Origin of the sequence: Kosakonia cowanii JCM 10956 = DSM 18146, from assembly GCF_001975225.1 — a bacterium.
Lineage (GTDB): Bacteria > Pseudomonadota > Gammaproteobacteria > Enterobacterales > Enterobacteriaceae > Kosakonia > Kosakonia cowanii.
The window spans coordinates 1,008,297-1,023,275 of the sequence record NZ_CP019445.1; the positions used below are offsets into that span (position 1 = coordinate 1,008,297).

Annotated in this window: 16 protein-coding genes; 8 read left to right on the forward strand and 8 right to left on the reverse strand. The window is 57.1% G+C overall.

The genetic code is table 11. The annotated features are described in order from the left end of the window. The 5 genes from fliJ to fliF are packed head-to-tail and all read right to left on the reverse strand — an operon-like array spanning position 1 to position 5,207. Positions 1-447: a flagellar export protein FliJ gene (fliJ, locus tag BWI95_RS04685; protein ID WP_225975664.1), complete on the reverse strand. Its 447-nt coding sequence runs from the start codon at positions 445-447 to the stop codon at positions 1-3. A gap of 12 nt (positions 448-459) precedes the next feature. Continuing rightward, positions 460-1,827, reverse strand: a complete 1,368-nt coding sequence (gene fliI / locus BWI95_RS04690; protein ID WP_076769082.1) for a flagellar protein export ATPase FliI — start codon at positions 1,825-1,827, stop codon at positions 460-462. Continuing rightward, complete coding sequence (locus tag BWI95_RS04695) at positions 1,824-2,537, reverse strand: flagellar assembly protein FliH (RefSeq protein ID WP_076769083.1); 714 nt, start codon at positions 2,535-2,537, stop codon at positions 1,824-1,826. Before BWI95_RS04695 ends, fliI begins: the two co-directional genes overlap by 4 nt. After that, complete coding sequence (gene fliG, locus BWI95_RS04700; protein WP_054804585.1) at positions 2,524-3,510, reverse strand: flagellar motor switch protein FliG; 987 nt, start codon at positions 3,508-3,510, stop codon at positions 2,524-2,526. The genes BWI95_RS04695 and fliG overlap by 14 nt, the downstream gene beginning before the upstream one ends. Continuing rightward, positions 3,507-5,207, reverse strand: coding sequence for a flagellar basal-body MS-ring/collar protein FliF (fliF, locus tag BWI95_RS04705; protein ID WP_076769084.1), 1,701 nt, complete (start codon positions 5,205-5,207; stop codon positions 3,507-3,509). The genes fliG and fliF overlap by 4 nt, the downstream gene beginning before the upstream one ends. Before the next feature lie 241 nt (positions 5,208-5,448). On the opposite strand from fliF, the gene fliE reads away from it, so the two are divergent. From fliE to BWI95_RS04745, 8 genes are all read left to right on the forward strand, one after another. Continuing rightward, positions 5,449-5,784: a flagellar hook-basal body complex protein FliE gene (gene fliE / locus BWI95_RS04710; RefSeq protein ID WP_054804584.1), complete on the forward strand. Its 336-nt coding sequence runs from the start codon at positions 5,449-5,451 to the stop codon at positions 5,782-5,784. Positions 5,785-5,960: 176 nt separating this feature from the next. Next, entirely contained in the window at positions 5,961-6,818 is an 858-nt protein-coding gene (locus BWI95_RS04715; RefSeq protein ID WP_083699330.1) for a CheR family methyltransferase, read from the forward strand. Positions 6,819-6,823: 5 nt separating this feature from the next. Then, on the forward strand, positions 6,824-7,870 hold the full coding sequence (locus BWI95_RS04720; protein ID WP_054804583.1) for a protein-glutamate methylesterase/protein-glutamine glutaminase: 1,047 nt from the start codon (positions 6,824-6,826) through the stop codon (positions 7,868-7,870). A 46-nt stretch (positions 7,871-7,916) separates the two neighbouring features. Continuing rightward, a complete protein-coding gene (cheY, locus tag BWI95_RS04725; protein WP_042712453.1) occupies positions 7,917-8,306 on the forward strand; it encodes a chemotaxis response regulator CheY in 390 nt (129 codons plus the stop codon). Positions 8,307-8,309: 3 nt separating this feature from the next. Further along, positions 8,310-8,954: a protein phosphatase CheZ gene (gene cheZ, locus BWI95_RS04730; protein WP_042712454.1), complete on the forward strand. Its 645-nt coding sequence runs from the start codon at positions 8,310-8,312 to the stop codon at positions 8,952-8,954. 33 nt (positions 8,955-8,987) lie between these two features. Continuing rightward, positions 8,988-10,133, forward strand: a complete 1,146-nt coding sequence (gene flhB, locus BWI95_RS04735; protein WP_076769085.1) for a flagellar biosynthesis protein FlhB — start codon at positions 8,988-8,990, stop codon at positions 10,131-10,133. After that, positions 10,133-12,241 (forward strand): flagellar biosynthesis protein FlhA, encoded by a 2,109-nt coding sequence (flhA, locus tag BWI95_RS04740; RefSeq protein ID WP_042712456.1) that lies wholly within the window; start codon positions 10,133-10,135, stop codon positions 12,239-12,241. Before flhB ends, flhA begins: the two co-directional genes overlap by 1 nt. Then, positions 12,238-12,642, forward strand: a complete 405-nt coding sequence (locus BWI95_RS04745; protein WP_054804581.1) for a flagellar protein FlhE — start codon at positions 12,238-12,240, stop codon at positions 12,640-12,642. The genes flhA and BWI95_RS04745 overlap by 4 nt, the downstream gene beginning before the upstream one ends. A gap of 53 nt (positions 12,643-12,695) precedes the next feature. Here the strand turns inward: BWI95_RS04745 and fliT are convergent, their stop codons facing one another. From fliT to fliD, 3 genes are read right to left on the reverse strand one after another with little or no spacing between them, the layout of a single operon-like run. After that, positions 12,696-13,034, reverse strand: coding sequence for a flagellar protein FliT (fliT, locus tag BWI95_RS04750; RefSeq protein WP_054804580.1), 339 nt, complete (start codon positions 13,032-13,034; stop codon positions 12,696-12,698). Beyond that, positions 13,027-13,434, reverse strand: a complete 408-nt coding sequence (gene fliS, locus BWI95_RS04755) for a flagellar export chaperone FliS (protein WP_042712461.1) — start codon at positions 13,432-13,434, stop codon at positions 13,027-13,029. The genes fliT and fliS overlap by 8 nt, the downstream gene beginning before the upstream one ends. A gap of 47 nt (positions 13,435-13,481) precedes the next feature. Continuing rightward, positions 13,482-14,960 (reverse strand): flagellar filament capping protein FliD, encoded by a 1,479-nt coding sequence (fliD, locus tag BWI95_RS04760; RefSeq protein ID WP_076769086.1) that lies wholly within the window; start codon positions 14,958-14,960, stop codon positions 13,482-13,484. Between the last annotated feature and the right edge of the window lie 19 nt (positions 14,961-14,979).

Sequence of the window (14,979 nt, forward strand, 5' to 3'; positions counted from 1 at the left end):
TTATTTATTCCTTTGACTGGCGCGACGGGCGAACTCATCCATCATCTTCTGTTCCAGTCGGTTCTCTTTTAACAATCGCTGTGCGTCGGCACGGTTTTTCAGTGCTTCGAAAGCATTCAGCCGCTGCTTATCTTTTCTCCATGCTTCCTGCACGTTATCCACCGTGTACTGACTGGCAGATACTCTCCTGACTTGTTGCGCCACGACGCCATCCAGCGAGGTCAAAAAGTGCTGGTGCGCCTGTAGGGCCATAATCGATACGCCCTGATCGACAATCGTCGACTGCATCTGCTCGCGATACTCTTGCGCATAGGTCTTAAGCTGATCGAGTCGTGCGGTTTCGTTAAGGTGGGTCTGGCGCGCCGAACCGAGGCGGGTCGTGGTGTCGTTCAGTTTCTTCTCTGCCAACTCGCGCAGGACATCCATCGGGTTTTGGCTCGCCATCATTTCACCTTCACATTACGCGTTATTGCCCTGTGGAAAGAGCGCCGACAGCTCGCGATAGGAGTCGTCATATTCGCAGGACTCATGAATGCCCTGGTGCAGATAAGCCTCCATTTTTGGATAGAGGGTAATCGCCTGATCCAGCAGCGGATCGCTGCCGGCGGCATAGGCCCCTACGCTCACCAGATCGCGGTTGCGCTGATACGAGGAGAGCATCTGCTTAAAGCGCTGCACCTTTTTGTAGTGCGCCGGGTCAATCAGTTCGGTCATCGCACGGCTGATCGAGGCTTCGATATCGATCGCCGGATAGTGGCCCGACTCGGCCAGACGACGGGAGAGCACCACGTGACCATCGAGGATCGCGCGCGCCGAGTCGGCGATCGGATCCTGCTGATCGTCCCCTTCCGTCAACACGGTATAGAAGGCGGTGATCGAACCGCCGCCTTTAATGCCGTTCCCGGCGCGCTCCACCAGCGCGGGCAGTTTGGCAAACACCGAGGGCGGATAGCCTTTGGTGGCGGGCGGCTCGCCAATCGCCAGCGCGATCTCACGCTGTGCCATCGCGTAACGGGTCAGGGAATCCATAATCAGCAGAACGTTGAGGCCGCGATCGCGGAAATCCTCCGCCAGGCGCGTGGCGTAAACCGCGCCCTGCATACGCAAAATCGGCGAAACATCGGCCGGGGCAGCAATTACCACCGAGCGTTTAAGTCCGTCTTTGCCAAGAATGTTTTCGATAAAATCTTTCACTTCGCGGCCACGTTCGCCAATCAGACCGACGACAATCACATCCGCTTTGGTAAAGCGCGCCATCATGCCCAGCAGTACGCTTTTGCCGACGCCGGAACCGGCAAACAGGCCCATGCGCTGCCCGCGCCCGACGGTAAGCAGGCCGTTAATGGCACGCACGCCGACATCAAGCACGTTTTTAATCGGATCGCGCTGTAACGGGTTAAACGGCGGCGTAAAGAGCGGCCCGCGATCGCTGGTGTTCGGCGGCGGCAGGCCGTCGAGCGGGCGGGCGCTGGCATCGAGCACACGCCCGAGCAGTTCCGGCCCCAACGGTAACTGTTTGCCTTTGGTGTTGCTGCCCAGCGCGTAAACGCGCGCCCCCGGCAACACGCCCTCGACGTTCTCAAGGGGCATCAGATAGAGGATCTCACCATTAAAGCCGACCACTTCGCTCTCGACGCGCTGGATCCCCTCTTCACTTTCACGCTCGACAATGCAGAGCGTGCCGATGGGCAGCTTCAGGCCGACGGCTTCCATCACCAGACCGGTGGCGCGGGTCAGGCGGCCGTAGCGGCGAAACAGCGGCAGCGCCGCGATGCGCTTCTCGCGCAGATCCACGCCATCAAGCCATGTCTTCAGCCGCGCGGTCATAAGGAGAAGTCCTCCCGGCTCAGGATGCAGAGTTCGTTCCAGCGGGTTTCGGTGGTGGCATCAAGCTCACCGCCGTCGGTAGTCAGGCGGCAGCCGCCCGGCAGCATCTGCGCATCGGTGCACAACTCCCAGCCACGGGCATGCAGCACTTCGCCCAGTTGCTCCTGAACCGACGCCGACGCCTCCGGGCTGATCCACAGCTTCACCTGCCCCAGCTGTTTAGTATCTTCCTGCAACAGCTGTTGAATGCGGGTCAGCAGCCAGGCGTTAGTGGTGGTTGAGACCACGCTTTCGCCGAGCAGGCTGCGCGCCGCCATCAGCGCCACCTGCACCAGCCGCGCGGGCATCACGCTGTCGAGGCTATCAAGGGTAATTTTGACGTTATCAACCAGTTGCGCGAACTCCTGTGCCTGCGCTTGCTGTAACTGACGGTACTCGGCCTTCCCTTTCTCGATGCCCTCTTCGCGCCCCTCTTCAAAGCCTTTGGCGTAGCCGAGCTTTGTCCCCTCTTCCACGCCGCGCGTCTGGCCCTGGGCAAACCCTTTCTGCTCGGCCTGCTTACGCAGACGTGAGAGTTCCATTTGCAGCGCCGCTTCACTCGCCGGATCGCTGGCCGGCACGGCGGTGCGCAGCTCGGGCTCGCTGCTTAACGCGTCGTCGAGCAGGTTTTCAGGCCGCCAGGCGTGCCACTGGGTCTTAGACGTAGGCATCGTCGCCTCCACCAATCACAATCTCGCCGGTCTCCGCCAGACGACGTACCACCAGCAGGATCGCTTTCTGTTCGTTTTCGACCTGCGACATACGCACAGGGCCACGGGAGTTCAGATCGTCACGCATAATGTCGGCCTGACGTTTGGACATATTGCGGAAGAACTTGTCGCGCAGCGCGTCGTCCACGCCTTTCAGCGCGACGATCAGCGATTCGTTGTCGATATCCTGCAGGATGCGCTGGATGCTGCGATCTTCCATCTCGACCAGGTTCTCGAAGAGGAACATCTCGTCGATAATTTTCTGCGCCAGCTCCTGGTCGTATTCGCGTACCGCTTCGATAGCCGCATCTTCCTGGTGAGATTTCATCAGGTTGAGGATCTCCGCCGCCGGACGCACGCCGCCCATCTTGTTGCGCTTGATGTTCTGACCATGCAGCAGGTTGTTGAGCACTTCCGTCAGCTCCTGCAGCGCCACCGGCTGCACGCCGCCGAAGGTGGCGATACGCAGCAGAATGTCGTTGCGTTCGCGCTCGTCGAATTTCGCCAGCAGATCGGCTGCCTGGCTGCGTTTCAGGTGGACAAGGATGGTGGCGATAATCTGCGGATGCTCATCACGGATGAGATCGAAGACCATCTGCGGTTCCATAAAGTTGAGCGTTTCGATGCCGTTACGATCATCATTGGCCTCAAGCAGATCTTCGAGCAGGCTGTTAGCGCGCTCTTCGCCCAGCGCTTTCACCAGCACGCTGCGCAGGTATTCATTGGTGTTGACATCGAGCACCGCAAATTCACCGGAATCGCGGCGGAACTCCTTCATCACTACCGCCAGCTGGTCGTGGGTGTAGGTGCCCATCGAGACCATGGCGCTACTGATCATGGTCACTTCGTGGGTATTCAGGTGCTTAAAGACTTCGGCTGCACGCTCGTCACCGAGCGTCAGCATGACTATGGCGCATTTCTCGGCGGCGTTCATGACGACTTCTGCTCCTTATTTAACCATTGGCGAATCACCAGGGCGATGACCTGCGGCTCCTGGTCAGCCATTTCACGCAGGTGCTGCGCCTGTTGTTCGGTTTCGACGCGCTGCTGCGCTTTGGCGGTTTCCGCGCTCTGGCGTTTACGCACCTGCTCATCCAGCTCCGCCTGGCGCACCTCTTTCTCCATCTCCAGACGCTGGATCAGCATCTCCTGATGGCGGATCCAGAAGGGTTGCACCGCCTTGCGCCACAGGATCCAGGCGATCAGTGCCACAAACAGATAGCGTGCGCCGGAGAGCATCAGCTTGATAAATTCCGGCTGTTTCCACAGCGGAACAGGCGCTTCCTCTTCCTGGTCGGTGAAGATGGTGTTGACGACGTTCAGCGTATCGCCGCGTTTGTCGGAGAAGCCCATCACCTCTTTAACCAGCGCATTGATCTGATCCAGCTGCGCTTTGTTGAGCGCCACCGGCTTGCCATCTTTGCCCTGCTTATAGTTCACCACCACCGCAACGGAGAGGCGCTCAAGCACGCCGGTGTTGCGCTTAATGTGGGTCAGCGTTTTATCCACCTCGTAGTTGGTGGTCTCATCGCTCTGCTTGTTGTACGGCGTCAGCGTCGGTGCCGGTGTCGGTGCCGCAGCGGGTGCTGCGTTATTACCGTTCGCGCCGCCCTGCCTGTTGGCCTGCTGCGCTGCGGGATCTTCAATCGGTGTGGAGACCGGGGCCGGTGGCTGGTTGCTTAACGCGCCCGGCACGCCGCCGACTGCATTTTTGCCGCCCTGCTCGTTGTTGCTGCTCTGACGGCTGCGAATCGCCATATTTTCCGGGCGGCTGTTCGGCTGATACTGCTCCGCCGTCTGCTCATGCTGGGTGAAGTCAACCTGCGCGGTCACCTGGGTTCTGACGTTCTGCGTGCCAACAATCGGCGCGAGGATCGCCTGAATACGGCGCTGATAATCGGACTCCATCTTGCGCACATATTGCAGCTGCGTGGTCTGGGTGGCCTGTGCGCCGTTCTGCGACATCATGTGGCCGCTCTGATCGACAATCGTTACCCGATCGGCGCTCAGTCCCGGCACAGCGCTGGAGATCATGAAAGTTATGGCACTCACCTGCCCTGAATCGAGCGTTCTGCCGTTAATCAGGTTCAGCGTCACCGAAGCGGAAGGCTCTTTGCGATCCTGCAAAAAGAGCGACGGCTTCGGCATCGCCAAGTGGACGCGCGCCGAGCGCACCGGCCCCAGGGTTTCGATAGTGCGAGACAGTTCGCCCTCCAGCGCGCGCTGGAAATTGACCTGCTCGTTAAACTGGCTGATACCAAACTTCTCCTGGTCCAGCAGTTCAAAACCGACCGAGCCGCCCTTCGGCAACCCTTGCTGCGCCAGCTTGAGACGCACTTCGTAGATCTGCTCTGAGGGGATCTCGATGGAGCCGTCATGCTCGGCAAAACGGTACGGCACCTGCATCTGTTTCAGTTGAGTGACAACCGCGCCGCCATCCTCCTCGCTGATATTGCTATAGAGCACGCGGTAGTCTGGTTCTTTCGCCCAGAACATCAGCGCAATAACAATAGAAATAGCGGCCGCAGCCGCGACAAAAAAGAGGATGCGGGGGTTAGCCCGAATATTTTCGAGCACTGCCTTTACATCGACAATGCCTTTCTTTTTACTACCGGTGATTGTGGCAGTCATGCCAATGTCCTGTAAAAGTGAATGCCGGAATTAAAAGTAAAAATAATTACGGCTCGGCTCATCTGGTATGCAATTAATAAAAGCAAATGTATTTCTCAGGAAAATTCCCGGATGCGTATTATCTACAGAAAGCCCGTTTTTCTAAGTGGTAATAAGGTGAAATTTGTGTCAGCTATTCACGTTATGTCGTTTTTCAGACCACATGGTAAGCTTGCGGCCAATAACTAATAAGGTCATTTTCATGTCGATGAATACATTAGGCGGCGTATTGGATCAGATTCAGTCGCAGGCCAGACAAGTCTCAGATATCAGTGCGTTAAACCCCTTTAACGCGACGCGTAAAACAGAAAGCAGTTCACAATTTTCTAATATTTTGCTTAACAGCATTAACAATATTAGCGGGATGCAGACATTTGCTAAGCAACAGTCACAGGCTTATCTCACCGGTGCCGAGGGGATCGGCCTGAATGATGTGATGGTCTCCATTCAAAAATCGTCGGTGGCGCTAAACCTGGGCGTGCAGGTGCGAAATAAACTCGTCAGCGCCTACCAGGAAATAATGAGCATGCCGGTATAACGCCTAAGCAATATCTTATTCTCGATTAACGCGAAAATAGTGCTGCTATTTTTCACGGCTGAATAAGTCCGGCTGTTTTATAACTTTTAATAAAATAGCCGGCATATCGCCGGTGATTCATTTTAGCGTCACCAGCAATGTGCGTTTAAAAAACCCATGGGTTTAAGCCAACACTTATGACAAAGAGCCAGAAAAATAGATTTTCATCTGCCGATAGCGCAGCGCCCACTCCGGGCACGTTGACCGGCCATGAATTAGAAAAGATCAGCGCGCTGATTTACCAGCGCGCGGGCATTGTGTTGACGCCGCAAAAAAAAGACATGGTGTTCAACCGCCTCTCCCGCCGCCTGCGCGAGCTGAATCTGCGCAGATTCGACGACTACATTGCGCTGCTGGTGAACAACCCGGCCAGCCGCGAGTGGCAGGAGTTTATTAACGCCCTGACCACCAATTTGACCTCCTTTTTTCGCGAGGCGTACCACTTTCCGACGCTGGCGAAACATGCCCAGTCGCGACCGGGAATGTACAGCGTCTGGTGCGCGGCGGCCTCAACCGGCGAAGAGCCGTGGTCGATCGCCATGACGCTGGAGGCAGCGCTGGGCCGCAGTATTACCGGCCCGCGCGTGCTGGCGACCGATATCGACACCGACGTGCTGGAACGAGCGGTACAGGGCGTTTATCGCCTGGCGGATATCGACAACCTGAGCGAGCAGCAGAAAAAAAGCTGGTTTTTACGCGGCACTGGCGATCAGGCAAATATGGTGAAAATCAAAAGCGAACTGCGCAACAGCGTGCAGTTTCGCCAGCTCAACCTGATCGAAAGCCAGTGGGATATTCCCGCCCCGTTCGATGCGATTTTTTGCCGCAACGTGATGATCTATTTCGATCACAACACCCAGGGGAAACTGCTTCAGCGCTTCGCGAAAATGCTCAAGCCTGGCGGGCTGCTGTTCGTGGGTCACTCTGAACATTTTCAAAACATGAACAGTCCATTTCGTTTGCTCGGACAGTCCGTCTATCGCCTCGCGGAGTGAGAAGGATGAAAAAGATTAAGGTGCTCTGCATTGATGACTCGTCGCTGATTCGCAAAATCATGACGCGCATCGTCAATGAACAACCGGATATGGAAATGGTAGCGACTGCCCTCGATCCCATCATCGCCCGCGATCTGATTAAGCAGCACAACCCGGATGTGCTGACGCTGGATGTTGAAATGCCGCGCATGGATGGCCTCGATTTTCTTGAGCGCCTGATGCGTCTGCGCCCGATGCCGGTGGTGATGCTCTCATCGCTGACCAACAAAGGCTCGGATATTACCCTCAGCGCGCTGGAGTTGGGGGCGGTTGATTTTATTACCAAGCCGGAAACCGGTTTGCAGGACGGCATGGCGCACTACAGCGAGATGATTGTCGACAAAATCCGTATGGCGGCGAAAGCGCGCGTCGCCCGCCGCGACGGCAAGCCGCTGCCGCGACGGATTGTGCATGGCCCGCTGATTGGCAGCGAAAAGATTATTGCCATTGGTTCATCGACCGGTGGCACCGAGGCGCTGCGCCAGCTGCTGGTACCGATGCCGGCCACCAGCCCCGGCATCGTGATTGCACAGCATATGCCGGGCGGTTTTACCCGCTCGTTCGCCAACCGACTCGACCATCTCTGTCAGATGTCGGTACAGGAGGCTGAAGAGGGCGACCGCGTACTGCCCGGTCATGTTTACATCGCGCCGGGCGGCTTCCATATGGAGCTAACGCGCAGCGGGGCGAACTATCACATCAAATTGAGTGATGACTCGCCGATCAACCGCCATCGCCCGTCGGTGGATGCGCTCTTTCACTCCGTCGCACGCTGCGCGGGGAAAAACGCCGTCGGGGCCATTTTAACCGGCATGGGCAGCGACGGTGCCGCCGGCCTGCTGGCGATGCGTGAAGCCGGCGCATGGACCATCGCCCAGAGCGAACGCAGCTGCGTGGTCTTTGGTATGCCGCGCGAAGCGATTGCCCTTGGCGCCGCCTGTGAAACGGTCGATCTGGACCATATTGGCCAGCACATTTTGAACCACTCGGCCGATCAGGCTCGCAGAATTTAACCACCACCCCACTACCCGTTCCACTTACTGAGTTTAGGAAATAGAGATGGCCGACAAGAACTTACGTTTTTTAGTTGTCGATGACTTCGCCACCATGCGACGCATTGTGCGCAACCTTTTGAAAGATTTGGGCTTCAACCGCGTTGAAGAGGCGGAAGATGGCCTGGATGCGCTGAACAAGCTGCGCGAAGACGCCTTCGACTTTGTGATCAGCGACTGGAACATGCCCAACATGGACGGCTTACAGCTGCTGACGGAAATTCGCAACGATGCGAACTTGAAAACCATGCCGGTGCTGATGGTCACTGCCGAAGCGAAGAAAGAGAACATCATCGCCGCCGCGCAGGCCGGTGCCAGCGGCTACGTGGTGAAACCGTTCACCGCGGCGACGCTTGAAGAGAAGCTGAACAAAATTTTTGAAAAGATCGGCTGGTAACCCATGACGGCGGAACATACGCAACCTGAAGAGGATTTCAAAGGCATCTTCTCCCGCGTCGGGCAACTGGCGCGACTGCTGCGCGACAGCCTGGTCGACCTCGGGCTGGATCGCACCATTATCGAAGCGGCCGACGCCATCCCGGATACCCGTGAGCGATTGAACTATGTGGTAGGCAAAACCGCGCAGGCCGCCGAGCGCGTGCTGACCTGCGTCGAAGAGGCGCGCCCGCTGCAGGAGAGGATCGTTAATGACGGCGAGCAGCTGGCGACACGTTGGGATGCCTGGTTTGCCGCGCCCGTGGAACTCGCTGATGCCCGGGAATTAGTCACCGCAACCCGTGACTACCTGACGCAGGCACCGCAGGCGGCACGCAAAAGCGATGAGCACCTGATGGAGATCATGATGGCGCAGGACTTCCAGGATCTTACCGGCCAGGTGATTCGCCGCATGATGTCGCTGATCGAAACGGTCGAGACCGAGCTTATCCAGGTGCTGCTGGAGTACGTGCCAGATGCGCCGCAGGAGAAGAGAGTGAAAGAGGATGAAGTGACGCTGGTCAACGGTCCGCAGGTCGACAGCAACAAAGCCGGAGTGATGGCGACGCAAGATCAGGTCGATGACCTGCTTGATTCGCTGGGCTTCTAAAGCAGCGGGCGCGGCCCGTGCACTGAGCAGATCATGTCAGAAGAGAGCGACGTAGAAAAAACCGAAGAACCCACGCCCCACCGAAAACAGAAGGCGCGTGAAGAGGGGCAGATCCCACGCTCGAAAGAGCTGAGTTCGTTACTGATGCTGCTGGCCGGCTGGGCGCTGATGCTCTCCGGCGGCAATCAGTTTGCCCACAGCATGATGCAACTGCTGCGCAGCGGGCTGGTGCTCAACCGGTTACCGGTGATGGATCCGCAGTCGATGTTCCATCAGGCGCGCTTTTTACTGGAGATGATGGGCAGTGCGCTGCTGCCCATCTTATTCGGTCTCTTCGTCACCGGGATTGCCGCGCCGATGCTGCTGGGCGGGGTCAATTTAAGCGGCAAATCGCTGAAGGTCGATCTCAAGCGGTTGTCGCTGTTGCAGGGGTTGAAACGGCTCTTCTCCGCGCAGGTGATGTCGGAAATGCTCAAAGGCAGCCTGAGGGTGGCGCTGGTGGCGTGCGCCTTCGCGCTCTACCTCTACAACAACAAAGCGCATTTCATCCAGCTGGTTAACGAAGCGTTACCGATGGCCGTCGCCCACGCCATGAGCATGGTACTTAACTGCCTGCTGATAGTGATCTTCTTCCTGCTGCCGGTGGTGGGCTACGACGTCTTTTACCAAATCACGAGTCACCTGAAGAAGCTGCGCATGAGCCGCCAGGAGATCCGCGATGAGTTTAAACAACAAGAGGGCGATCCGCATATCAAGAGCCGCATCAAGCAGATGCAGCGCGCAGCGGCTCGCAGCCGGATGATGGCCGACATCCCACAAGCGGATGTCATCGTCAATAACCCGACGCACTACTCGGTGGCGCTCTCCTACAAAGAGGGCGGCATGAGTGCGCCGACGGTGGTGGCGAAAGGTGCCGGTGATATCGCCTTAAAAATACGTGAGCTGGGCGCGCAACACCGCGTGCCGATGCTCGAAGCGCCCCCGCTTGCCCGCGCGCTCTACCGCCACTGTGACATTGGCGAGCAGATTCCGGGTGAGCTTTATAGCGCCGTCGCGGAAGTTCTGGCCTGGGTTTACGGCCTGCGACGCTGGCGCAGTAGCGGCGGCATTCCGCCGAAAAAACCCGGGAACCTTGCGGTTCCTGCGTCGATGGATTTCGCAACTGAGAGTAAAGACTGATGGCTAATCTCGCCAGCAAACTACGCTTACCGGCGTTTAAAGAAACCGAATGGCAAATTATGGCCGGCCCGGTGCTGATCATGCTGATTCTGGCAATGATGGTGCTGCCGCTGCCCGCCTTTTTGCTCGATACGCTCTTCACCTTCAATATCGTCCTGTCGTTGATGATCTTGCTGGTGGCGATGTTTACGCAGAAAACCCTCGAGTTTTCCGCCTTCCCGACCGTGCTGCTCTTCTCAACCCTGTTGCGACTGGCACTTAACATCGCCTCAACGCGTATTATTTTGATGGAGGGCCACACCGGTGCCGCCGCCGCGGGCCGCGTGGTTGAGGCCTTCGGCCACTTCCTGGTGGGCGGCAACTTCGCGATTGGTATCGTGGTGTTCGCCATCCTCATCATCATCAACTTTATGGTCATCACCAAAGGTGCCGGGCGTATCGCCGAAGTGGGCGCGCGCTTTGTGCTCGACGGCATGCCCGGCAAACAGATGGCGATTGACGCCGACCTCAACGCCGGGCTTATCGGCGAAGCCGAGGCCAAACGTCGCCGCAGCGAAGTGACCCAGGAGTCCGACTTTTACGGCTCGATGGATGGTGCGAGTAAGTTCGTGCGCGGGGATGCGATCGCCGGGCTGCTGATCATGGCGATTAACGTCATCGGCGGTCTGACCATCGGCGTGCTTCAGCACGGCCTGAGCGTCGCCGAAGCGGGCGAGACTTACACCCTGCTGACCATCGGTGACGGCCTGGTGGCGCAGATCCCGGCGCTGATTATCTCGACCGCCGCCGGTGTGATTGTCACCCGCGTCTCCAACGATGAAGATATCGGCGAGCAGATGGTCAGCCAGCTGTTCAATAACCCGCGGGTGATGGTGCTTTCTGCTGGCGTTATCGGCCTGCTGGGGCTGATCCCCGGCATGCCAAACTTTGTCTTCCTGATGTTTACCGCCATTCTGCTGGGGCTTGCCTGGTGGATGCGTGGACGCCAAATGAAACAGCCCGCCGCCGCCAGGCGCGGTGTTGCTGATGATAAAGATAGCGCCAGCGCGCAGGCCGCCAACGATCACGCGTCTGCCGAAGCCTCGTGGGAAGATGTCGAGATGGAAGATGTGCTCGGCCTCGAAGTGGGTTACCGCCTGATCCCGCTGGTTGACAGCACCCAGGATGGCCAGTTGCTGGTGCGCGTACGCGGTATCCGTAAGAAGTTCGCGCAGGAGATGGGCTTTCTGCCGCCGCCGATCCATATTCGCGATAACCTCGATCTGGCACCCGGCCATTACCGCATTCTGCTGAAGGGCGTGGAGATTGGCAGCGGCGATATTGAGTCCGATCGCTGGATGGCGATCAACCCCGGCTATGCCGAAGGGACGCTGCCCGGTACGCCGTGCGTCGATCCGGCGTTCGGCCTGCCCGCCTGCTGGATCGATGAGGTGTTGCGTGAACAGGCGCAGATCCAGGGCTTTACGGTGGTCGATCCCAGCTCGGTGATCGCCACCCACCTGAACCATCTCATCACGCTGCATACCGAAGAGCTGTTCAGCCGCCAGGAGACGCAGCAGCTGCTCGATCGCATCACCAAAGAGATGCCGAAGCTGGTGGAAGATCTGATCCCGGGCGTTATCTCCGTAACGCTGTTCCACAAAGTGTTGCAGAACCTGCTGGCCGAGCGCGTGTCGATCCGCGATATGCGCACCATTATTGATACGCTGGCGGAGTATGCGCCGGTACAGAGCGATCCAGATGAACTCACCTCGCAGGTGCGCGTGCGTCTGGGCCGCGCGATCACCGCCCAGTGGTTCCGCAATGATGACGATATCAAAGTGATTGGCCTCGACAGCGCGCTGGAGAGATTGCTGATTCAGTCATTGCAAAGCGGCAGCGCCATTGAGCCGGGTATCGCGGAAAACCTGATGCGTCAGGCCGATCGCGCCATTACCGAACAGCAATCCCTCGGCGTCTCGCCGGTGGTGCTGGTCAATCCGGCGCTGCGCACGATGGTGTCGCGCTTCCTGCGCCGCGCCTTCCCGCAGCTTGGCGTGCTGTCGACCATGGAGATCAGCAACAATAAAACGGTGCAGATGACCGCCGTGATTGGCACCAGTGCATGAAACGCGCCCTGCTGATAAGCCTGCTGCTGGCATTGCCGGCAGCGGCTCAACCGCCACAAGGCGCCTGGAGCGCCACAAGCATGGGGGGCAGCGTCAGCCTCGGTAAAGCGATCCTGCGCGGCCGCCCGCTGCATGCCCCTGACCATCTCTCCCCTTCTGCGCGCGTGACGCACTTCTCCTGGCGCATTACTCTGCTCACCCCTCCCCCACCGGGATTAGAGATTAAGCTCTGCCGCATCGAGCGCTGCGTCATATTACCCGCGCTTGCGGGAACGCAACGCGTGGCGATACCTTTTCCAGCCAGCGGGGAGTTTCGTTTTATCTATTCTGTGAACCGTGCCGGTCAACTGCAGCCGCCGCTTACTGTGCTGCGCAATCAATTAACCGTGAATTATCGTTAAGGTAATTAAAAAGGCTCCAGGTTTAGAATCAACCTACAGCCTTTTTTATAAACTCAATGTAACGAAGGGGCTTGATGAAGGGTATAAAGTTGGCTGCACCGGGCACCACGATGTATAGAGGATAAGTTCTGCTTTAACGTATCAAGACGCGCCCGTAAATTGCGGGTGATTTCAGCTTCATTATCGAGCAACTGTTGTAGCAGACCTTTCAGCGCCTCTTTTTCACTGGCCGAAAGGGCATCCGTACTGTTATTTAAAATATCCTGCTTCTTGATGACATAACGCGAAGCAACCTCAATAAAATCATCCCAGCGCGCTTCTCTCGCCATTGCGAGGATCGCCAGGTTCATCTCATACAGCTCGCGATAGTAATGAGGGATTATTTCAGCCATAGCGCACCCTTTTCTGTGCCGGTTCAATCTCTTTCCAGGTCGCTGCCAGCTTCATTAATAAACCATCAATATGTTTTAACGGCTCGGGATTATTATGCAGATTGGCCTCAAGCAGCGTGCGCGACATATATTCATACATCTGTTCGAGGTCAGCGGCGATACCTTTTCCGGTTTCATGATCGAGCGCGGCGCGCAGGCCGTTATCAATAATATTGATCGCTTTCGAAATCATTTTGCCGCGCTGGGCGACATTACCGTTCTCAAAATGGATGGCGGCCTGCAGGATGGCGCTGTGCGCGCCGTCAAACAGCATGGTGATCAGTTGGTGCGGCGTCGCGCCAGCGAGTTTGCTTTGCAGCGAAATCCGGGCGTAGGCGTTGGCGCCTTGTGATGCATACATAAAAAGCTCCTCAAAGCAGGCCGATAACGGCCTGCTATAAATAAAAATTAGAGTGTGGAGAGCAGCGAGGTGAGCTGCGAGCTCATGCTGTTGAGGTTCGACATCAGGGAGTCGAGGTTCTGGAACTGCACGCGGTAAACCTCCACCTGCGCATCAATCAGCTTCTGGGTTTTATCGATCTGCGCCTGTACGATTTCAGTCTGATCTTCCAGGCTGTCAGTCGCCCCTTCGATGATGCCGTCGGTGTCGGTTTTCGAATCACCCAGGTAATCGGTCATGATTTTGCCGAGCGACGTGGCCATACCTTCGCTATCGCTGCGTCCGGTGAACATGGTGGCGATCTCTTCCGGGTTATCGGCAATCGCTTCGTCCAGCGTATCTTCATCCAGCGTCATCTGGCCGGTAGCGGCATCGATAGTAATGCCTAAATCTGCCAGTGAACCGTAAGTTGCGCCCGCATCGCCATACACACCGTTGACGGTCGAACGCAGCTCGCTCACCAGCCCACGCAGCGTGGAGTCGCCCATCAGCGAACCGTTGTCGGAGTTTTCGGTCGCCACTTCTTCATCGCCCAGATCGGAGGTATCTGCCGCGACATACTTGCTGGAAGAGGTGGTTTGCTTGAGCAACGCGTTGTATTTACTGACGAAGTCTTGCAGGCTGGTTTTGATCGCCGAGGTATCGTTGGTCAGCGTTAACTGCTCAGCTTCACCATTTTCCGACACGGTTTTCAGGTTCAGCGTGACGCCATCAATGATGTCGGTGATGTTGTTGCTGGAACGGGTGTAGTCCGAGCCGTCGACGCGCAGTTTGGCATCTTTGGCGTCGGAAACCGAAATCATATTGTCACTCTGGCCCGGGTCATTAATCACCTGGCCCTGATCGTCAATATGCTGACCACCGTTAGCGGTATCAAGCACGCCCGCCAGCGCGCTGTCGCCATCCACTTTTACCGACATTTCGCCATCGGAACCGGTAGTTTTCGAGCTCAGCACTAACTGGTAACCATCATCTGTACGCTGTACCGAGGCGGTGACGTTGCCCTTCTCTTTATTGATCGCTTTCGCAATCTGGTTCAGGGAGGTTTCATCATCTTCCAGTTCAACTTCCATGGTTTTGCCGTCGTTCTGGGTGATGGTAATGGTGCGCGTACCGCCGGTGTTACTGGTGCCAAGCGCGGTATCAGCACTGGCTTGCGCCTGGGTTTTTAGCTTGTGCGCGGCAGCTAACTGAGAGATGGTCACCGAATGGCTGTCGGCTTGCGCGCTGCTGGTTGCCGTGGCGGTGAACGCTTCGTTGCTGCTGACGTTTAATTTATTAAAGGCATCACCGCTCATGGTGGTGATGCTTTTTTGCAGCGTCGACATCAGGCTGGAGATTTTGCCCCAGTCGGAAATCTGCGACTCATATTTGCTCTTAAGGTTTGTGTAAGGCGTCAGTCGCGTTTGCTCGGCCGCCTGAATTTGATCAAGCATCGAGGCTGTATCAATCCCGCCGGTACCGACGCCTAGTGATGAAATACCCATTTTTTCTCCTGTCGGAAAT

What these genes read in the sequence shown, in the direction of transcription:
- fliJ (WP_225975664.1), bottom strand. Translation starts at nt 447, where the DNA reads ATGATGGCGAGCCAAAACCCGATGGATGTCCTGCGCGAGTTGGCAGAG.
- fliI (WP_076769082.1), bottom strand. Translation starts at nt 1,827, where the DNA reads ATGACCGCGCGGCTGAAGACATGGCTTGATGGCGTGGATCTGCGCGAG.
- BWI95_RS04695 (WP_076769083.1), bottom strand. Translation starts at nt 2,537, where the DNA reads ATGCCTACGTCTAAGACCCAGTGGCACGCCTGGCGGCCTGAAAACCTG.
- fliG (WP_054804585.1), bottom strand. Translation starts at nt 3,510, where the DNA reads ATGAACGCCGCCGAGAAATGCGCCATAGTCATGCTGACGCTCGGTGAC.
- fliF (WP_076769084.1), bottom strand. Translation starts at nt 5,207, where the DNA reads ATGACTGCCACAATCACCGGTAGTAAAAAGAAAGGCATTGTCGATGTA.
- fliE (WP_054804584.1), top strand. Translation starts at nt 5,449, where the DNA reads ATGTCGATGAATACATTAGGCGGCGTATTGGATCAGATTCAGTCGCAG.
- BWI95_RS04715 (WP_083699330.1), top strand. Translation starts at nt 5,961, where the DNA reads ATGACAAAGAGCCAGAAAAATAGATTTTCATCTGCCGATAGCGCAGCG.
- BWI95_RS04720 (WP_054804583.1), top strand. Translation starts at nt 6,824, where the DNA reads ATGAAAAAGATTAAGGTGCTCTGCATTGATGACTCGTCGCTGATTCGC.
- cheY (WP_042712453.1), top strand. Translation starts at nt 7,917, where the DNA reads ATGGCCGACAAGAACTTACGTTTTTTAGTTGTCGATGACTTCGCCACC.
- cheZ (WP_042712454.1), top strand. Translation starts at nt 8,310, where the DNA reads ATGACGGCGGAACATACGCAACCTGAAGAGGATTTCAAAGGCATCTTC.
- flhB (WP_076769085.1), top strand. Translation starts at nt 8,988, where the DNA reads ATGTCAGAAGAGAGCGACGTAGAAAAAACCGAAGAACCCACGCCCCAC.
- flhA (WP_042712456.1), top strand. Translation starts at nt 10,133, where the DNA reads ATGGCTAATCTCGCCAGCAAACTACGCTTACCGGCGTTTAAAGAAACC.
- BWI95_RS04745 (WP_054804581.1), top strand. Translation starts at nt 12,238, where the DNA reads ATGAAACGCGCCCTGCTGATAAGCCTGCTGCTGGCATTGCCGGCAGCG.
- fliT (WP_054804580.1), bottom strand. Translation starts at nt 13,034, where the DNA reads ATGGCTGAAATAATCCCTCATTACTATCGCGAGCTGTATGAGATGAAC.
- fliS (WP_042712461.1), bottom strand. Translation starts at nt 13,434, where the DNA reads ATGTATGCATCACAAGGCGCCAACGCCTACGCCCGGATTTCGCTGCAA.
- fliD (WP_076769086.1), bottom strand. Translation starts at nt 14,960, where the DNA reads ATGGGTATTTCATCACTAGGCGTCGGTACCGGCGGGATTGATACAGCC.